This is a genomic window from Pseudopedobacter sp. (assembly GCF_040392825.1).
GTDB lineage: Bacteria > Bacteroidota > Bacteroidia > Sphingobacteriales > Sphingobacteriaceae > Pseudopedobacter.
In genome coordinates this window covers 1-18,437 of sequence record NZ_JBEBVH010000051.1, presented here as the reverse complement: position 1 = coordinate 18,437, position 18,437 = coordinate 1, and the positions used below count along the sequence as shown (strand labels likewise).

At 36.2% G+C, this 18,437-nt stretch carries 17 protein-coding genes; 5 read left to right on the top strand and 12 right to left on the bottom strand.

Annotated features, from left to right (window positions below; genetic code table 11):
* The 5 genes from ABWO41_RS05540 to ABWO41_RS05520 form a co-directional block, all read right to left on the bottom strand.
* A partial coding sequence (locus ABWO41_RS05540; protein ID WP_353134693.1) for an alpha/beta fold hydrolase occupies positions 1-414 on the bottom strand: 414 nt, incomplete at its 3' end.
* A 123-nt stretch (positions 415-537) separates the two neighbouring features.
* The gene (gene def / locus ABWO41_RS05535; RefSeq protein ID WP_353134690.1) at positions 538-1,119 is read right to left on the bottom strand and encodes a peptide deformylase; all 582 of its coding nucleotides are present in this window, start codon (positions 1,117-1,119) and stop codon (positions 538-540) included.
* A gap of 57 nt (positions 1,120-1,176) precedes the next feature.
* Entirely contained in the window at positions 1,177-1,743 is a 567-nt protein-coding gene (locus tag ABWO41_RS05530) for a Crp/Fnr family transcriptional regulator (protein ID WP_353134687.1), read from the bottom strand.
* A 16-nt stretch (positions 1,744-1,759) separates the two neighbouring features.
* A complete protein-coding gene (locus tag ABWO41_RS05525; RefSeq protein WP_353134684.1) occupies positions 1,760-2,056 on the bottom strand; it encodes a type II toxin-antitoxin system RelE/ParE family toxin in 297 nt (98 codons plus the stop codon).
* Positions 2,053-2,304, bottom strand: a complete 252-nt coding sequence (locus ABWO41_RS05520) for a hypothetical protein (RefSeq protein ID WP_353134681.1) — start codon at positions 2,302-2,304, stop codon at positions 2,053-2,055. Before ABWO41_RS05520 ends, ABWO41_RS05525 begins: the two co-directional genes overlap by 4 nt.
* Before the next feature lie 290 nt (positions 2,305-2,594).
* On the opposite strand from ABWO41_RS05520, the gene ABWO41_RS05515 reads away from it, so the two are divergent.
* Both ABWO41_RS05515 and ABWO41_RS05510 read left to right on the top strand, forming a co-directional pair.
* Positions 2,595-5,984 carry a glycosyl hydrolase gene (locus ABWO41_RS05515; protein ID WP_353134678.1) on the top strand — a complete coding sequence of 1,130 codons (3,390 nt, stop codon included), beginning with the start codon at positions 2,595-2,597 and terminating at the stop codon, positions 5,982-5,984.
* A 24-nt stretch (positions 5,985-6,008) separates the two neighbouring features.
* Positions 6,009-8,030 (top strand): aceric acid hydrolase, encoded by a 2,022-nt coding sequence (locus ABWO41_RS05510; RefSeq protein WP_353134675.1) that lies wholly within the window; start codon positions 6,009-6,011, stop codon positions 8,028-8,030.
* 50 nt (positions 8,031-8,080) lie between these two features.
* On the opposite strand, the gene ABWO41_RS05505 is transcribed toward ABWO41_RS05510, so the two are convergent.
* The 7 genes from ABWO41_RS05505 to ABWO41_RS05475 all read right to left on the bottom strand — a co-directional run bounded on the left by ABWO41_RS05505 (position 8,081) and on the right by ABWO41_RS05475 (position 14,669).
* On the bottom strand, positions 8,081-8,416 hold the full coding sequence (locus ABWO41_RS05505; protein ID WP_353134672.1) for a MerR family transcriptional regulator: 336 nt from the start codon (positions 8,414-8,416) through the stop codon (positions 8,081-8,083).
* Positions 8,417-8,474: 58 nt separating this feature from the next.
* On the bottom strand, positions 8,475-9,443 hold the full coding sequence (locus tag ABWO41_RS05500; protein ID WP_353134669.1) for a M23 family metallopeptidase: 969 nt from the start codon (positions 9,441-9,443) through the stop codon (positions 8,475-8,477).
* A 110-nt stretch (positions 9,444-9,553) separates the two neighbouring features.
* Positions 9,554-11,215: a DNA repair protein RecN gene (gene recN, locus ABWO41_RS05495; RefSeq protein ID WP_353134666.1), complete on the bottom strand. Its 1,662-nt coding sequence runs from the start codon at positions 11,213-11,215 to the stop codon at positions 9,554-9,556.
* Positions 11,216-11,242: 27 nt separating this feature from the next.
* Positions 11,243-12,139 carry a type IX secretion system protein PorD gene (gene porD / locus ABWO41_RS05490; RefSeq protein ID WP_353134663.1) on the bottom strand — a complete coding sequence of 299 codons (897 nt, stop codon included), beginning with the start codon at positions 12,137-12,139 and terminating at the stop codon, positions 11,243-11,245.
* Positions 12,136-13,329, bottom strand: coding sequence for a bifunctional phosphopantothenoylcysteine decarboxylase/phosphopantothenate--cysteine ligase CoaBC (gene coaBC / locus ABWO41_RS05485; protein WP_353134660.1), 1,194 nt, complete (start codon positions 13,327-13,329; stop codon positions 12,136-12,138). The genes porD and coaBC overlap by 4 nt, the downstream gene beginning before the upstream one ends.
* A 148-nt stretch (positions 13,330-13,477) precedes the next feature.
* On the bottom strand, positions 13,478-13,816 hold the full coding sequence (locus ABWO41_RS05480; protein ID WP_353134657.1) for a DNA-directed RNA polymerase subunit omega: 339 nt from the start codon (positions 13,814-13,816) through the stop codon (positions 13,478-13,480).
* Positions 13,803-14,669: an outer membrane protein assembly factor BamD gene (locus ABWO41_RS05475; RefSeq protein ID WP_353134654.1), complete on the bottom strand. Its 867-nt coding sequence runs from the start codon at positions 14,667-14,669 to the stop codon at positions 13,803-13,805. Before ABWO41_RS05475 ends, ABWO41_RS05480 begins: the two co-directional genes overlap by 14 nt.
* 294 nt (positions 14,670-14,963) lie before the next feature.
* Here ABWO41_RS05475 and ABWO41_RS05470 point away from each other — a divergent pair, with 294 nt between their 5' ends.
* The 3 genes from ABWO41_RS05470 to ABWO41_RS05460 all read left to right on the top strand — a co-directional run.
* Positions 14,964-16,604 carry a ribulokinase gene (locus tag ABWO41_RS05470; protein ID WP_353134651.1) on the top strand — a complete coding sequence of 547 codons (1,641 nt, stop codon included), beginning with the start codon at positions 14,964-14,966 and terminating at the stop codon, positions 16,602-16,604.
* Between the two features lie 6 nt (positions 16,605-16,610).
* Positions 16,611-17,312 (top strand): L-ribulose-5-phosphate 4-epimerase AraD, encoded by a 702-nt coding sequence (araD, locus tag ABWO41_RS05465; protein ID WP_353134648.1) that lies wholly within the window; start codon positions 16,611-16,613, stop codon positions 17,310-17,312.
* Positions 17,313-17,337: 25 nt separating this feature from the next.
* A partial coding sequence (locus ABWO41_RS05460; RefSeq protein ID WP_353134645.1) for an L-arabinose isomerase family protein occupies positions 17,338-18,437 on the top strand: 1,100 nt, incomplete at its 3' end.

Genomic DNA, 18,437 nt, shown 5'->3' with positions numbered 1-18,437 from the left:
GCCACCATTACTGAATCCGAAAATATCAGCTTTATCGATGTTTAAGTTCTTTAACAGCATAAATACATCGTCAGCATCCTGTTCAAAAGAAATAGCCGTATTTCTATCACCCGTTCGCCCATGTGCTTGTAGTTCAACACAAATTAACTGTTGATGTGATGCTAGCAAAGGAATAATTCTTCCAAATGAAGTCTGTATGGTAGAACCACCTCCATGGAGTAAAACCAATGGTTTCCCCTGCCCATAAATTTCATAATACATTTTCATTCCGTTTACTTCGGAATAGCCATTTTTAAAAGATACAGGAGCGTTAGTATCTGTACTTATATTTTCTTTCATTGCTGCAATTAGCTTAGTATTTAAGATACATGTTACTGTTACTATGAGCCCAATAAATAATACGGCTTTTTTCATTTTTTTATATTAATTCGTAAACAGTAATACGATACGTTGGTTGGTTTTGTGTTTATAATCAGAATATTATACAAAATTACAAAAACGTCTGGATAGATTTAAAAACAATATAAAAAAAATAAGCTATATAAATTTCATGGAATACTTTGTTTTTATTCGACCTTTAGCTATTTGTTTAAGTTTTGAGTCTATTAGTTTTCTGGTAAGGGGTTTTAAATAATCTGTAAATAAAATGCCTTCGGTATGATCATATTCATGTTGAATCATCCTTGCTGTTAAACCGCTAAAAGACTTGGTCTGTTGCTGAAAATCCTGAGTATAATATGATATGGTAATAGACCAGGGACGTTTAATCTTTTGAGATAAGGAAGGGATGCTTAAACAGCCTTCATCATCATCCCATAAATCTTTTGAACGTTCCAGAATTTTGGCATTAATAAAGGTCTCTTTTATTCCTTCATCATCTTCATCAAAATAAATAGATCTGTCAGGTTCCTCCAGATTTTCATAAGTTGTTTTGCTGTCTACAATAAAAAGTCTGATAGGCTTTCCAATTTGTGGTGCTGCAAGTCCGCAACCATTTGCATTATACATGGTTTCCCACATATCTGTTATCAGCTGACTCAAAATAGCAAAGCTACTATTGATGTCTTTACATTTCTGCTTTAGAATGCTGTGCCCGTAAGCTAAAATAGGTTGTTTCATTTTTTAGTGATTTTCACAAAATTCTAAAGAATGGATGACGGAAACAATGAACCTATGTTAACTAATTTGTCGGCGTATTCTGCTTAAGCCCTGCGGTGTTATTCCAATATAGGAAGCAATATATTTTAAAGGTATAAGTTTCAAGATATTAGGCTGTTCGTCAAACAATTTTAAATATCTCTCTTTCGCATTATATTTAAGAAGAGAAAGCTCTCTTCTGCTTTTTGCAAGAAAGAGATTTTCAGCTGCAAAACGACCTAAATAATTACCAGCTTTAGTATGGGCATATACTTTTTGCAAATCATCATAAGTTATTTGCCATATAACAGTTTTTGTTAGGGCTTGTAGCTCATATTCGGAAGGTGTACGAGTTAAAAAGGAATCGTATGCACAGGTGAATTCTTTATCAAAACTAAAGTTGAAAGTCAGCTCGTTTTCTTCGTTAGGAATATAAAATCGTATAATTCCTGTTTCAATGAAAGACAAATTGTTTTCTGTTTGGCCCTGTCGGGTTATAATTTCATTTTTGGTAATGATCTTTCTTTCAAAATGAGAGGCAATAAACTCCCATTCCGACTCCTGCAGTTTAATAATCCGTTCATAATATTCCCTAATGTGTCCCATTTGCAGTGTTTTAGTATTATAGCAAATTTTCAAAAAAGGAATCTTGTCTATTATCCCAAAACCATAATATATGTATTTCTTTAGCTATAATCTCATAGAATACGGATGTCTGACTGCTTATAAAACCTTTACGGACAGCTTTTGAACCCGAAGATTTAAACATATAAGGCTGAACCGCTATATTAGCCAATACTTTCATCGTTCTTTTGATGAATTTTCCAGCTTCTTTCTCACCCCATATTTCTTCGATGAATCTTACAATAGAATCGAAGGTTACCCGGGCTTCGTCAGTCCAATAAAGGGAAAAACTCATAAGTGTTTCGTATATTTCCGAACAACTTCATCATGTGGAGTTAGTAAACCGTTTTTAGCCTGTTGTTTGCTTTTCTCGATTCCTTTTTTTACATGTTCAGGTAATTCCGACCAGAAATCATTCTCTTTATTTTTAAATAAATCTCTGACAGTTTCAATTATACCGGTATCCTCAGTATCTAATATCTGCTTTGCAAGCTCTATTTTTAATCTTGCGAATTGCATATCCAGAATATCAGCCTTTTTCATCTTTGCTCTTTTAGATAATCCAACATAAAGATAAGAAACAGAGGGCTAAATTGTTTATTTTATCTGTATAAAGTTTTGTTCGGATTCGAAAATTCTATATAATATCCCAATTAGCCAATGGCAAAATGATATAAAACAAAGCGAACATATTATATTAAAAAATAGCCCCTCAGAATTAAATTTGAGATTGCTTGAATTTACGTTCTGGCTAATTGTATTTAAATCTAAGATTATAAGTTTTGAGAAGTTTTACATCGCGTTTTTTGTTCTGTTTGCTTATGATACTGGGGATGCAAAAAATAGCATTTGCTCAGTTTGAAAGAATAAAGAGTTATTTAGCAGATGATTCTAAATTGCCGGAGTCTGCCAAACCTTGGGTTTTCTGGTATTGGATGCACTCTGCTTTTTCACGAGAAGGGATAACTGCTGATCTGGAAGCAATGAAAGAAGCGGGCATAGCCGGAGCTTATATTGCACCGATAAAAGGTAAAACAAACCCTCCGCTATTTGAGCCCGTTACAGAAACTTTAACATCAGAATGGTGGGATATTTTTAAATACACCATCCAGGAGTCTGAAAGACTAGGAATAAAAATAGCCTTATTGCCAAATGATGGTTTTGCTACCGCTGGCGGACCTTGGATTACTCCTGAAATGTCTATGCAAAAAGTGGTCTGGACAGAAACTTTTGTAAAAGGAGGGAAGACCGTTCAACAGAAAATAGAGCAACCGGAATCTTATCAGGGTTTTTATAAAGATATCGCTGTATATGCTTTCCCTACGGTAGAAAAAAGCAATTTATCTACAGATAATGTAAAGCCAAAAGTAACTACGAGTACAGGAGAAGACGCTTCATTCCTTGCAGAATCAGGTAATAAAAAGAATTTTGGTTCTGCAAACCCATGCTGGATACAGTATGAATTTGCCGAGCCTTTCTTATGCAGATCTATAAAAATTACAGTCAACAATTTCAATTATCAATCGAACAGGTTAATTATTGAAACAAGTAATGACGGAAAAAATTTTACTAAACTTACGAGACTTATTCCGCCAAGAACAGGTTGGTTAGACTGGGATGCTCCGGTAACTCATGCTATAGAACCTACAACAGCTAAATATTTTCGATTTGTTTATGACCCGGAAGCGTCGGAACCGGGGGCCGAAGATCTGGATGCTGCTAAATGGAAACAAAGTTTAAAGATTGCAGGAATCAGTCTATCCGGTGCGTCAAAAATCAACCATTTGGAAGGAAAGAATGGGCAGGTTTGGCGGGTAAGCGACAGAACTACTTCTACTCAAATTGCAGATAAACTCTGTATTCCTCTAAACAAGGTAATAGATATCTCGGCTTATTTAAATAAAGACGGAGAATTGAAATGGAAAGCGCCGTCAGGCAGTTGGACGATATTGAGAATAGGGCATACTTCTACGGGGCATAAAAATGAAACTGCAGGTGCTGGCAAAGGATTGGAAAGCGATAAGTTTAATAAAGAAGTTGCTAAAATTCAATTTGATAAATGGTTTGGAGAAGCCAAACGTGTTGCCGGTCCAGAATTGGCGGCAAAAGTTTTTAGTATTTTCCATATAGATAGTTGGGAGTGCGGAAGCCAGAACTGGTCTCCGGTTTTTGAGCAGGAATTTCTAAAAAGAAGAGGCTATTCTATAAAACCGTATTTGCCAATTATGGCAGGTATTCCATTGGAAAGTGCAGAAAAATCAGAGCAGTTTTTGTATGATGTTCGCACTACAATAGCGGAGCTGATTAACGATAACTTTTTCAAGACGATGAAAAGTCTTGCAAAAGAAAACGGTGTTGTTTTTACTTCGGAAACAACAGCTCCGGTGATGGTTGGAGACGGTTTGACACATTTTGGAACGGTGGATGTACCAATGGGAGAGTTTTGGCATTCCAGCCCTTCTCATGATAAATTCGGAGATATGTCTGATGCCATTTCCGGAGCGCATATTTATGGAAAAAATATTGTTCAGGCCGAAGCGTTTACCACCATCAGGATGCAATGGGACGAACATCCCGGAAATCTAAAAACGCTGCAAGACAGAAATTATGCATTGGGGACAAACAAGCTGGTTTACCATGTTTATGTACATAATCCGTGGATGGACAGAAAGCCGGGAATGACTTTAGACGGAATAGGATTGTATTTCCAAAGAGATCAGACGTGGTGGAAACCAGGGAAAGCCTGGATAGATTATGCCAGCAGATCACAAGCTTTATTGCAGGAAGGTCATCCGGTGCGGGATATAGCTGTGTTTATTGGAGAAGAAGTTCCAAGGCGATCAATTTTGCCAGACAGATTCGTGAATACACTACCAGGCATTTTCGGAGAAGAGGTAGTGCAACGCGAAAAGACCAGATTGGAGAACAAAGGTTTACCAACGCAAAAAGTGGCTGGAGTAACAACTTCTGCTAATATGGCTCAGCCAGAAGACTGGGTTAACCCTTTAAAAGGTTATGCTTATGATTCTTTCAACCCGGAAGTATTATATAATGCAAAAGTTATTAATGGAAGAGTAAAGTTTCGCAATGGTGCAGATTATGGAGTTTTGGTTTTCCCGGGTAAGCAACAGCTGAATCCAAATAATAAGTTAATGACTTTGCAGACAGCAAAGAAAATGCTGGATTTAGTAAAGGAGGGTGCTACTGTATTGATTATGGATAAGCCTGTAGCTTTACCAAACCAATCCGACGAGAAATCTAAAAAAGAAATGCTGGCCATTGTTGACGAGATTTTTGAAGGAGATTTTATAAAGGCTAATGCGTCAAACGGGAAGACAATATTCTATAAAACCTTAGGAAACGGAAAGATAATCAAAGGACCTTATGAAGGTAATGACTTCAATTTATTCAGCGTTGATAAGGATCTGATTGTTATCGAAAATGGTAAACATGCAGAGAAAGTAGCCTGGAACCATAGAAAATCTGAGGATTTAGATATTTATTTTATAGCTAATCAGGAAGAAAGAAAAAGAAATATACAATTTTCGTTCAGGTTGGCAGATAAGAAGCCTTATATCTATCAGGCAGTAACGGGAAAATTGGAAAGATTGGATAAATATTCATTGAAAGGAAACAGAACAGAGCTGGAGCTTTCTTTAGAGCCGAATCAGGCTGTTTTCGTTCTTTTCCATCAACAAGATAATCTGGTTACAGATAAATATAACCCATCCGCAGGAAAAGATTTATTAGTGTTGAATAATGAATGGCAAATTCAGTTTGACGAAAGTTTCGGTGGACCAAAAGAACCCGTAAAAACCACCAACTTATTTGATTGGAGTAAATCTACTAATGATGCCATCAAGTATTATTCGGGAACAACAAAATATACCCGCAATTTTAAGGTGAGTAAAAGTCAAATCAAATCCGGACAGATTTTTATTGATCTTGGGGAATTGTCCAATATTGCCACGGTTAAACTCAACGGATTAAATTGCGGCGTTGTCTGGACTTATCCATATCAGGCTGATATTTCCAAGGCTATTAAAGTTGGAAATAATCTATTAGAAATAGAGGTTAGCAATACCTGGGCAAACAGATTAATCGGAGATCAGAAGCTTCCGGAAGGAAAAAGAATTACAAAAACTACTGCTCCTATCAGATTACAGGAAGGAAATTTATTGAAAGCTGGATTAATGGGTCCGGTAAAATTAATAGTAAAATAAGAAGCCATTCAAACAACTAATAATATGAAGAAGACTTTTGCTTGTTTCTTTTCGCTGGCATTCGCAATAAATGCAAATGCGCAAAACAAGGCTTTGGTAAATACATCCTCAAGCCCCTATGCAAAACTGCATGGGGTTAATATGGGCGATGTGCAATGGACATCCGGGTTTTGGGGCGAACGATTTAATGTTGCCAAAGAATCGATGGTACCACAGCTTTGGAAAGTTTATACATCAGCGGATATCAGCCATGCGTATAGAAACTTTGAAATAGCAGCCGGACTTGCAGAAGGCAATCATGATGGGCCTTCTTTTCATGATGGAGATTTTTATAAAACCATAGAAGCTGTAGCGAGTCTTTACGCTTCAACAAAAGATAAAAAGCTGGATGAGATGATGGACAAAGTCATCGAAACGATTGCCAAATCGCAGAGGGAAGATGGTTATATCTATACCAAAGCGATGATTGATCAGCGTAAAACAGGTGTTAAAAACCAGTTCGAAGATCGTTTAAGTTTTGAAGCTTACAATATTGGCCATTTAATGACTGCCGGTTGTGTACATTACAGAGCTACCGGAAAGAAGAATCTTTTAAATGTGGCTATAAAAGCAACGGATTATCTGTATAAATTCTATAAGCAGGCGTCGCCTACTTTGGCAAGAAATGCTATTTGCCCTTCTCATTATATGGGAGTTGTGGAAATGTATCGCACTTTAGGTGATAAAAGATATTTAGAGCTTGCTAAGCATTTAATAGATATTAAAGGAGAAATCGAGGACGGGACCGATGATAATCAGGACAGAATCCCTTTCAGAAAGCAGGAAAAAGTGACAGGACATGCCGTAAGAGCAAATTACCTGTATGCAGGCGTTGCCGATGTTTATGCTGAAACGGGAGATCAGACTTTAATTAGTCAATTGCATAAAATGTGGAATGATGTAACACAGCATAAAATGTATATTACCGGTGGCTGCGGTTCTTTATATGATGGTGTCTCGCCAGACGGAACCGTTTACGAACCACCAATTGTACAAAAAGTACATCAGGCTTACGGCAGGGATTACCAGTTACCTAACTTTACGGCGCATAACGAGACTTGTGCAAATATTGGTAATGTACTTTGGAACTGGAGAATGTTACAGTTAGAAGGGGATGCAAAATATGCTGATGTAATGGAATTAGCATTGTATAATAGTGTACTTTCGGGAATCAGTTTAGATGGAAAGCGTTTCCTATATACAAATCCATTAAGTTATTCTGATAATCTTCCTTTTAAACAGCGTTGGTCTAAAGAAAGGGTAGAGTATATTAAATTATCAAATTGCTGCCCTCCGAATACAGTTAGAACTATAGCAGAGGTAAGCAATTATGCTTACAGTATTTCTGATAAAGGTGTTTATGTGAATTTATATGGCTCCAATAATCTTTCTACTAAATTAGAGGATGGCTCTGTAATTAAGCTTACTCAGCAAACGGAATATCCATGGGAGGGAAGAGTAGCAATTACTGTTTCTGAAAGTAAAAAGTCGCCTTTCTCTATTTTTATGAGAATACCGGGGTGGGCAAATTCAGCCAAGGTTTCTATAAATGGGAAATCTGTAAATGCTGATATCAAATCAGGACAGTATCTGGAACTAAATAGAAACTGGAAAAAAGGAGACCAAATTGTTCTGAATTTACCAATGGAAGCAGATTTGATAGAATCTCATCCTTTTGTAGAAGAAACCAGAAATCAGATTGTCGTAAAACGAGGCCCAATAGTTTATTGTGCAGAATCGGTAGATATGCCAACCAATGTTAGCGTATTTAGTATTACAGTTCCTTCCACTATCAAATTAAATCCAAAGAAAGTAAAGATTGATAATAGTGACATCGTTGCTTTGGAAGGGGAAGCAATTTTAGCAGATAATAATTGGAATAATACTTTGTATAAAAAAGTATCAGACGAGAAGCAATCTGTGAAACTTAAACTGATTCCATATTATGCCTGGGGAAATCGGGGGCATACTTCAGAAATGACTACCTGGATACCATTTAGCAGATAAAATAAAAACAATAAAGGAGCTTTTTTAGCTCCTTTATTGTTTACAATATATCAAAGCTCGTTACCAACCTTTATCATAAAGGCCTTTAACTTTTCTAAAGAATCAATCACTTTTTGATTATCTGCAACCTCATCCTTATTGTTCTTCATGTGCTCTTTGGCACCTTGTAAAGTAAATCCTTTATCTTTAATAAGATGAAAAATGATTTTCAAATTCTCTACATCTTCGGGTCTGAATAGTCTGTTTCCTTTAGCATTTTTTTTAGGTTGCAGAATATCGAATTCCTTTTCATAAAAGCGAATCATAGAAGTATTGGCATCAAACATTTCTGCAACTTCCCCGATAGAATAATACAGCTTATTGATTTCCTTCTCTTTGTACGCCATGATGATAAATGTTATTGAAGTTTACGCAAATTTATGAAAAAAACGAGATTCAGCACCATTAGTCAAAAGATTGATTTTCTTTTGAAGCCATCTCAAGCATTGCCATATATTCTGCCGGAGTAAGATCGTTGAAGAAGAAATTCATTGGATTTACCACCTTACCATTCTTAAACACTTCATAGTGTAAGTGCGGACCGGTTGAAGCGCCTGTATTTCCAACATACCCAATCAGATCGCCACGTTTAACGCGTTGTCCTTTTTTTGCTTTAAATCTGCTCATGTGAGCATATTTGGTTACATATCCATAACCATGATTAATCATAATCCGGTTTCCATAACCTCTTTCACTTCCCTGTGCAATTACAACTCCGTCTCCGGTAGCATAAATAGGCGTACCAATTGGTGCCGTAAAATCAATCCCGGAATGCATTTTACGGATTTTGTAGATAGGGTGGATTCTATAACCAAAACCTGATATTGCCCCTCTTAGTTTCCTGCTGTCTACCGGCTGTATAGCAGGAATAGAAGAAATCATCTTCTCTTTTGAGTTTACTAATTTTGTTAACTCATCATAAGACTTAGATTGTACGTACAGTTTCTTAGATAAAATATCCATCTTTTTTGTAGTTTCCATCATCAGTTTTCCGTACTCATAATTCTCCAGGCTTTTATAACGGTTTATACCACCAAAGCCAGCATTTCTGACGTCTTTAGAAATAGGTTCAGCTTCAAAGATAACTCTGTAAATATTGTCGTCCCTATCTTCAAGTACCTGAAGAACCTTATCGGTCTTTTTAAGTCTTTCCTGCAGAATTTCATACTGCAAGCTTAACTGATTGATTTCCCGTTTGAGCTGTTGTTCTTTAGGCGAATCTAGAAAAGTGTAAGCTAAAGCGATAATAACGAAAGAAAAAACCATGGCAGTGGATATGAAGCCTATGATTTTGAGAATTTTAATTTTCAGACTCAGCTTTACTTTTTCATATTTTAAAGTCTGCGAATTAAAATAATATTTAGTTTTTGCCATTACTTATAACTATCAATTTAAGGCTCACATATGGGCAAACCCAATTAAATAAAACACTTAAACGGTAGATATCTTCTAAAATTACAATTAATATTCTATTGTTACAAACATTAACTGTTTAGTAACTCTGTGGCGTTTTTTATGGCAGATTCTCCAGGGCTTTCTCCACTTAGCATTTTGGCAATTTCCATAATACGTTCCTGTTCATTCAGTTTTCTGATTTTAGAATACGTTATATTCTCTTTCGTCTCTTTATAAACAAAGAAATGCGAATTCCCTTTACTTGCCATCTGTGGTAAATGGGTAATGGTTATAACCTGCATATCTTCTGCAAGTTTTTCCATAATATTACCTACTTTATGGGCAACTTCCCCCGAAACGCCAGTGTCAATTTCATCAAAAATAATAGTGGGAAGCGCTGTTTTTTTAGCGATTAGCGATTTAATGCTTAACATTAATCTGGAGAGTTCTCCTCCCGAAGCTACTTTATGCAACTCGTTTAACTGATGCCCTTTATTTGCAGTAAACATGAATTTTACAATATCCAGCCCATTTATATCAAACTGGTCATTTTCTCTTACATGTATATCGACTCTGAGCTGAGCATCCGGCATTCCGATATTCGATAACACTTTTTCTACATATTCCTGAATTTGTGGGATTGCTTTTTGTCTTTTAGCAGAAAGTTCCAAAGCTTCTTTAATTAATATATCTTTCTCTTTGGCTATCTCTTTTTCCAGAGCTAATATATCTTCATCTATAAAAATAGCGTTATTCAGTTTCTGAGAAAGTTCATCTTGTAAAGCGATAAGTTCAGTATTGCTGGATACACGATGTTTTTTCTGAAGGCTATAAAGCAAATTCAGCCTGTCGTTTATTTCTATGTTTCGCTCTTCATTAAAAAATGTCGTTTGTTCAAGATTCGATATTTCAGAGGAAATGTCTTTAATCTCTATGATACTGCTCCTTAGGCGTTCAGCAAGCTCTCCAATTTCCGGTTGGTATTTTTCCAGATGTTGTAATTGAATAGACGCTTCTTTTAACAGTTGAATTGCATTATATTCTTCCTGCTCTAAAAGAGAGGAAGCATTTATCAGGTTTGTTTTTATTTCTTCGGCGTGAGTAAGCGCGTTTAGTTCAACTTCTAATTGCTCCTGTTCATCTGCTTGAAGGTTTGCCTGTTCCAATTCATTAAACTGAAACTGGAAGTAATCCAAGTCGGCTTTAGCCTGTTCACTGGACTGAATCAGTTCGATTAACCTATCTTGTTTCTTTTTGTAAATTTTAAAAGCAGACTTATAATCTTTTAGAGCTTCAACATTATCTGCCATTAAATCAGTCACCAAAAGCTGAAAATTCTGGTTTCCAATTTCCAAAGTAGCATGTTGTGAATGTATGTCAAGTAATTGTTCGCCCAATTGCTTTAGAACAGCTAATGTTACTGGGGTATCATTAATGAAAGCTCTGGATTTTCCGTCTAAAGAAATTTCCCTTCTTAATACTGTTTCAGTTTCGAAATCGAGGTCATTTTCATCGAAAAAGCTATTTAGCTGATAATCTCCAATGTTAAAAAAGCCTTCAATAACACATTTTTTTTGCTGATTGAAAAAGTACTTACTTTCTGCCCGTTGGCCTAATATTAATCCTACAGCACCTAATATAATAGATTTTCCGGCTCCGGTTTCACCGGTTAAAATATTCAGACCTTTATCAAAAGATATATCTAAAGAATCTATAAGTGCGTAATTTTTAATATAGAGTCTGTTAAGCATCTGCAAGTAAAATGTTAAATAAAGTAATTATCTTTTTTTGAGAATATCGTATTTCCTAATGTTTGACGGATCAATATCTGAAAGTAAATTGTATACTTTCATTTTGTCTGTAGGGTCGGCTTTGGAAAAAACGTTGGCAATTTCATCTGCTTTTGCAGTAAAGAAAGTTTGTACAAAAATGGCGCCTTGTTGCTGTCTGTCCAGCTCTTTTAGTTTAGGTAAAACGTCCAGTATGGTTTTTCTGCCTTTACTGGTATTTTCTGCCATAACATCCAACCCTTCGCGATGATAAGTATAGATGAATTCTCTCAGTGGGTGAAAGTTTTTGCTTGACAGATTTTCTATCAACCAGTATCTGTTTTTTAAGTTTTCATGAGCCTGCCAGCCCGGAAATCCTGCAGATTGCGCATTGTTTAACACGGTTTGAGCTTTTGTGAAATAAGCCGAACCGCCCATTTTACTAAAACTGTCGTAATCCAAACCAACTATTACATAAGCGTAAAATGCCAGAAGCGAAGTCAGGTTGTTGATGTAGTTTTGATCAGAGAAATCAAAAGGCTGTCCTTCTGAGAAATTGAAATCAAAATTTTTATCGCTTATACTTAATGAAGTAGAATTATAAGAGGAATTGAATACAGGTCTTGTACTGATAATTTGGGCTTCGGCCTTGAATGAGCTGGAGCCATCCCATTCCTTCACATTCAATACAAAACTGCAATCTATCCGTTCATTAGGCTTTATTTGGTCGTTAGACCATTTTCTGTTGTTTAAAAAGTCTGTCATTGCCAGTTCCAACGCCTCGATAGGCCTTTTGTTGGTGTTTTGAATCTGGGGAGTGAGAATCTGCACCCTGGCATTCAGATCCTGGGACAGCACAGTATGAGCAATAAAAAAACTCAGTATCAGCAATAGACAATACTTCATATTAATTGTTTAACAACATCTATAATATCAGCAGCAACTGCATCTTTGGATTTAAGATCGAAAGATAACTGCTCTTTGTTTCTTTTGATAATGGTAACTTTATTTTCATTACTTTGAAAACCAGCACCTTTATCATTTAATGAATTTAGAACGATGAAATCTAAATTTTTACGTTCTAATTTACTAATTGCATTGGATATTTCGTTCTGTGTCTCCAAAGCAAAGCCAACTAAAATCTGTTTTTTCTTAATTGAACCCAGATAAGCCGCAATATCTTTCGTTTTCTCTAATTCTAAATCGAAAGAGTCGGTATTTTTCTTGATTTTATGATCTGCTACAGAAACAGGAGTATAATCTGCTACAGCAGCACTTAATATGCATATATCAGATTTATCGAAATACTTCACTGCTTCTTCGAACATTTCTGATGCCGATGTTACATCCACTCTTTTAATTGAAGGATGAGCTCTTTCTAACTGAGTAGGACCGCAAACAAGGGTTACGTCTGCACCTTGTTCTGCACAGGAATAAGCAAGAGCTAGTCCCATTTTTCCGGAAGAATGGTTACCTATAAATCTTACCGGATCAATTGGTTCGTAAGTTGGTCCGGCAGTTATAAGAATATTTTTACCTTTTAAAGGCAAGTCGGCATTGAAATGATTTTCAATGATTTCAAAAATCTCATCAGGCTCAGCCATGCGGCCTTCTCCCGATAAGCCACTTGCCAGCTCTCCGGTACCAGGATTTATGAGTTTATTACCAAAAGCTTTCAGTTTTTCCAGATTAGTTTTAGTAGAAGGGTGTTTCCACATATCTAAATCCATTGCTGGTGCAAAAAAGACAGGGCATTTGGCAGAAAGATATACAGCAGCTAATAAATTATCACATAATCCATTAGCAAATTTAGCCATTGTATTGGCAGAAATGGGGGCTATAAGAAAAACATCTGCCCATAAAGCCAATTCTACATGATTATTCCATTCGCCCGTATCCTCTTTATAATAAGTACTATATACCGGGCTTTTAGAAAGCGTAGATAATGTTAATGGAGTAATAAAAGAAGCTGCATCTTTGGTTAAGATAACTTTTACCCGAGCTCCGGCCTTTACAAATAAACGGACCAACTCTGCGGATTTATAACTCGCAATGCTGCCACAAACTCCCAACAGGATATTTTTTCCTTTAAGCATGCTAAATGTCAAAGTTTAAAAGTAAAAAATAAACTCAATACAAAAGCCAAAAGATTTTTAAATAAGTAAAAATCTTAAAAAAGATAAAGCCTGTTTAAATAAACAGGCTTGTTAATGAATATTTTAAGGCAATAGCCTTTAGAACATCTTAATCGTTGTTCTTCTTTTCTTTAGATGGATTTCTATGATATACTTTGTCGTTGATAAACTCATCAATAGCAATCAGAGAAGGCTTAGGCATTCTCTCGTAATGTTTAGAAATCTCAATTTGTTCTCTGTTTTCGAAAACTTCTTCCAAATTGTCATTACTGCTGGCAAATTCTGCTAATTTACCATGCAATTCTTCTTTTAAATTAGAAGCAATTTGGTTAGCTCTTTTGCTGATCACTACAATAGATTCGTAGATATTGCTTGTGGTAGTATCTAATTGTCTTAAATCTCTGGTTACAGTAGTGTTTGCAATTGCAGTTTTATTATTGTTGCTCATTTTTTGTGGCCTTTTTACTTTCTGTATAACTTGCTATTATTTTCTTTGTTTGTTCGATACCTTCTAAACTATCCTCTTTCAGTTTAGCAGCATCTTTTAAATATTTACTATTAGGATATCGTTCTATAAATCTTTCATATTCATCTATAGCTTCCTGATATCTTTCTTCTTGTTTAGTTTCACGGCTATTTTTAGCATATAAATATTGTGCTTCGATAGTCAGAAATTCCATTTGCTCAGCATATTTTGTATCAGGGAAATCCTTAATGGAATTTCTGAAAGCAATAACTGCTGCCTGATAATCTCCAATATCCAGAAACAATTTAGCGTTTGCAAAAGACTTCTGCTCTAATTTATCTCTTAAAGATTCAATCAGTTTGCTTGCTTCGGCAGCTCTTTCACTTTGTGGATAAAGATTAAGGAATAACTGAAAAGACTCTATAGCTTTGTATGTATTGTCCTGATCTAAAGAATAAACCGGAGACTCCAGGTACATACAATAAGCTGTCATAAATCTACATTCCTCAGCTTTCGGACTACTGGGATAAGTATCCGCAAAAGTTTTGAAATGATACCTTGCCGAAACATAATCCTTTAGCTTGTAATTGGTATAGGCATAATAGTAATAAAGATCTTCGGCTTCAGATCTTCCTCTGTAACGCTGAACCAGATCATCAAATAAAGTTAAAGCCTTATTGTAATCTTTTTTATTATAGAGTTTTATGGCTTCCTGATATTTACGGCCTGTATCTGAGCTTTCTCTAAGCTTTTCAAATTTGCTTTTACAGCTGGTAATGCTCAGGCCAATAATTAATATTAAGCCTAAAAACGAGAAACCTTTACTCTTTAACATCCTGCAAAGATAGTTTAATATATAATACAAGTCAATTTCTATTTTTTTCTGTTTTTCAAATGATTCTCTAAGCTAAGAAGCCTTTAAAACAGAGAGAAAGGTTTTAACATTCTTTAACAAGTTGATTTTTGGTAAACCCTAATTGGTTTACAAAGGATTTAGCCCTAATTGAGGCAGAATTTACCAGTGATTTTAGCCGCGCTTCTTGCCAAAAAATAAATTTTTTGAAATATCTTTTTTTATTTATCTAAATAAGTGTTAATTTGACATTAATTAAGAAAGTTATTATCTAGCATGTTTGTAATAGGAGTAGATTACGGTACAGATTCTGTAAGATCTGTGTTGGTGAACGCGCAAAATGGATCGGAGATATCCTCTGCTATATTTTATTATCCCAGGTGGAAAAGAGGTGAATTTTGTGCCCCGGAAAAAAATCAATTCAGACAGCATCCTTTAGATTATATAGAAGGACTGGAAGCAACTATAAAGGAATGTTTGAAGAATGCGGGAGAAAATATAGCGAAAAACGTTAAGGCAATTTCTGTAGATACTACCGGCTCTACACCTGTTGCTGTTGATGAAAGTGGTATTCCTTTAAGCTTAAAACCAGAGTTTAGAGATAATCCAAATGCAATGTTTGTTTTATGGAAAGACCATACTGCTATAAAAGAAGCCGAAGAAATAAATAAACATGCCGAAAAATTTGATGTTAACTATTTAAAATATGTTGGAGGCATTTACTCTTCCGAGTGGTATTGGTCAAAATTATTACATGTTTTAAGAGAGGATGAAGCTGTTAGAGACAATGTTTATTCTTTCGTAGAACATTGTGATTGGATTCCGTTCTTGTTGTCGGGAGGAAATAAAGCTTCAGAATTAAAAAGAGGTATTTGTTCTGCAGGACATAAAGCTTTATATGCAGAAGAATTTGGAGGTTTGCCGCCTGAAGATTTTTTTACTTCTTTAGACCCGCTTTTAAAAGGATTTACCAACAAAGCTTTTGACAGAACTTATACTTCGGCAGAAGCAGCGGGAACAATTAGTGAGGAATGGGCCGAAAGATTAGGTGTTCCTGCAGATGTGAAAATCGGAATCGGAGCTTTCGACTGTCATATGGGTGCCGTAGGCGGGCAAATAGAACCTTATTATGTAAGTAAAGTGATGGGGACATCTACCTGCGACATGTTGGTTGCTCCAATAGAAGATGTTAAAGATACTTTAGTAAAAGGGATTTGCGGACAGGTAAATGGTTCCATTATCCCAAATATGATTGGAATGGAGGCAGGACAATCAGCTTTTGGAGATGCTTATGCATGGTTTAAAAATGTATTGATGTGGCCTTTCAAACATCTTGCTGTAGGTGCAGTACAGGAAGGACTGCTTAAGCAAATAGAAGATCAGATTATTCCTGAATTGGCAAAAAAAGCCAGCGAGCTGGATCCTGAACATGAAGCTGAGTTTGCTGTGGAATGGCTGAATGGAAGAAGAACTCCGGATGCCAATCAGGCTTTAACAGGTGCATTGTTTGGATTAAGTTTAGGAACCGATGCTCCTAATATCTTCAGAGCTATTGTAGAAGCAACCTGTTTTGGTGCCCGGACAATTGTTGAAAGATTTATTGAACAGGGTATTCCTGTTAAAGGTTTAATAGGTTTGGGGGGAGTAGCGAAGAAGTCGCCATTTATTATGCAAATGATGGCAGATGTGATAAACATGCCTATTAGAATTCATAAAACCGAACAAACTTGTGCTATAGGAGCTGCTATGTTTGCTGCTACTGTAGCTGGTATTTATCAAAAAGTGGAAGATGCAATGGAGGCAATGGGGCAAGGTTTTGATGCAGAATATTTCCCGAATCCGGAACGAGTAAAAGTTTACGAAAGACGTTTTCAGAATTACCTTAAAGCAGGTGCATTTGTAGAATCGAATAGTTAAATTAATATGAGTAAGTATAAATTCATAAGAGAGTCTGCATACGAAAGTAATATGCAGCTTCCTAAACTGGGCTTGGTATTCTCTACTTTTGGGAATGTAAGTGTGGTAGATAGAGCAGAAAAGGTTTTTGCTATTAAACCAAGCGGACTTCCATACGATAAGCTTTCGCCGGATAATATGGTGATTTGCGATTTTGACGGTAATGTTATAGAAGGCGACCTAAGACCTTCTTCTGATACGAAAACTCATGCCGTTTTATATAAGCATTGGGAAAATATAGGTTCTGTAGTACACACACATTCTAAACATGCAACTGCCTGGGCACAGGCACAAAGAGATATTCCTATTTTTGGCACAACTCATGCAGATTATCTGACTACAGATATTCCATGTGCCCCGCCAATGGACGATGCAAAAATTGTTGGTAATTACGAATATGAAACCGGATTTCAGATTCTGGATCATTTTAAAAACAACAATTTAAACTACGAAGAAGTAGAAATGATTTTGGTAGGTAACCATGCACCGTTTACCTGGGGAAAAACCGGTGAGAAAGCTGTATTCAATAGTGCGCTTTTAGAATACGTAGCAGAACTGGCTACACTTACAGAAAAGATCAATCCAGGAGCTCCCAGATTAAAAGATTCCCTTATTAACAAACATTGGGAGAGAAAACACGGAGCTAATTCTTATTACGGACAATGTTAAACAAGAAAATATCAATATAAAGTCAATGATTAGTTTAAAAGATTTTGAAGTTTGGTTTGTTACGGGAAGCCAGGACTTATATGGAGAAGAAACATTAAAGCAAGTAGCTGTTCATGCAGAAAAAATAGCTCAGTTTTACAATGAGAATCAGGAGATTCCGGTAAAAGTGATTTATAAGCCTATCGTTCTTACTCCGGATCAGATTTATAAAACATTAAGTGAGGCTAATGTTGCTGAAAATTGCGTAGGTATCATTACCTGGATGCACACTTTCTCCCCTGCGAAAATGTGGATCAGAGGTTTGGAAGTACTAAAAAAGCCTTTGCTGCATTTACATACACAATTTAACAGAGATATTCCCTGGGATTCGATTGATATGGATTTTATGAACCTGAACCAAAGTGCTCACGGAGACAGAGAGTTTGGTTTTATGGTGTCCAGAATGCGAAAAAACAGGAAAGTAGTTACAGGTTTCTGGCAAGAAGCCACTATAATTAAGGATATTGCAATTTGGACCAGAGCGGCTGCGGCATGGTACGATTGGCAAGGGGCTAAGTTTGCCAGATTTGGCGACAATATGCGTTTTGTAGCAGTAACAGATGGTGATAAAGTAGAGGCAGAGCGTAAGTTTGGTTACGCTGTAAATACGTACGCAGTAGGAGATTTAGTACAGGTTATTAATGCTGTTAACGAAAAAGATGTCGATGCACTGTTGAAAGAATATGATGCAAGCTACACTTTAGCCGCAGATTTACAGGATGGTGGAAGCAGAAGGTCTAGCGTGAGAGATGCTGCCAGAATAGAGCTGGGCTTGAAGAAATTCTTAGCAGATGGTGGTTTTAAAGGTTATTCCAATACATTTGAAGATTTACATGGAATGGTTCAGTTGCCAGGTATAGCTTCTCAGCGTTTAATGGAGCAAGGTTACGGCTATGCGGGAGAAGGAGATTGGAAAACCGCGGCGCTGGTAAGAGCAGCTAAAGTTATGGGGGCAGGTTTAGAAGGAGGTAATGCTTTTATGGAAGATTATACTTATCATTTTGATCCTGATAACTCCATGGTTTTAGGATCGCATATGCTGGAAGTTGATTCCTCTTTAGCAAAAGAAAAACCTTCATTAGAAGT

Excerpts from the sequence above, each read along its gene's own strand:
- def (WP_353134690.1), bottom strand. The coding sequence starts at position 1,119 with ATGAAACAACCTATTTTAGCTTACGGGCACAGCATTCTAAAGCAGAAA.
- ABWO41_RS05530 (WP_353134687.1), bottom strand. The coding sequence starts at position 1,743 with ATGGGACACATTAGGGAATATTATGAACGGATTATTAAACTGCAGGAG.
- ABWO41_RS05525 (WP_353134684.1), bottom strand. The coding sequence starts at position 2,056 with ATGAGTTTTTCCCTTTATTGGACTGACGAAGCCCGGGTAACCTTCGAT.
- ABWO41_RS05520 (WP_353134681.1), bottom strand. The coding sequence starts at position 2,304 with ATGAAAAAGGCTGATATTCTGGATATGCAATTCGCAAGATTAAAAATA.
- ABWO41_RS05515 (WP_353134678.1), top strand. The coding sequence starts at position 2,595 with ATGCAAAAAATAGCATTTGCTCAGTTTGAAAGAATAAAGAGTTATTTA.
- ABWO41_RS05510 (WP_353134675.1), top strand. The coding sequence starts at position 6,009 with ATGAAGAAGACTTTTGCTTGTTTCTTTTCGCTGGCATTCGCAATAAAT.
- ABWO41_RS05505 (WP_353134672.1), bottom strand. The coding sequence starts at position 8,416 with ATGGCGTACAAAGAGAAGGAAATCAATAAGCTGTATTATTCTATCGGG.
- ABWO41_RS05500 (WP_353134669.1), bottom strand. The coding sequence starts at position 9,443 with ATGGCAAAAACTAAATATTATTTTAATTCGCAGACTTTAAAATATGAA.
- recN (WP_353134666.1), bottom strand. The coding sequence starts at position 11,215 with ATGCTTAACAGACTCTATATTAAAAATTACGCACTTATAGATTCTTTA.
- porD (WP_353134663.1), bottom strand. The coding sequence starts at position 12,139 with ATGAAGTATTGTCTATTGCTGATACTGAGTTTTTTTATTGCTCATACT.
- coaBC (WP_353134660.1), bottom strand. The coding sequence starts at position 13,329 with ATGCTTAAAGGAAAAAATATCCTGTTGGGAGTTTGTGGCAGCATTGCG.
- ABWO41_RS05480 (WP_353134657.1), bottom strand. The coding sequence starts at position 13,816 with ATGAGCAACAATAATAAAACTGCAATTGCAAACACTACTGTAACCAGA.
- ABWO41_RS05475 (WP_353134654.1), bottom strand. The coding sequence starts at position 14,669 with ATGTTAAAGAGTAAAGGTTTCTCGTTTTTAGGCTTAATATTAATTATT.
- ABWO41_RS05470 (WP_353134651.1), top strand. The coding sequence starts at position 14,964 with ATGTTTGTAATAGGAGTAGATTACGGTACAGATTCTGTAAGATCTGTG.
- araD (WP_353134648.1), top strand. The coding sequence starts at position 16,611 with ATGAGTAAGTATAAATTCATAAGAGAGTCTGCATACGAAAGTAATATG.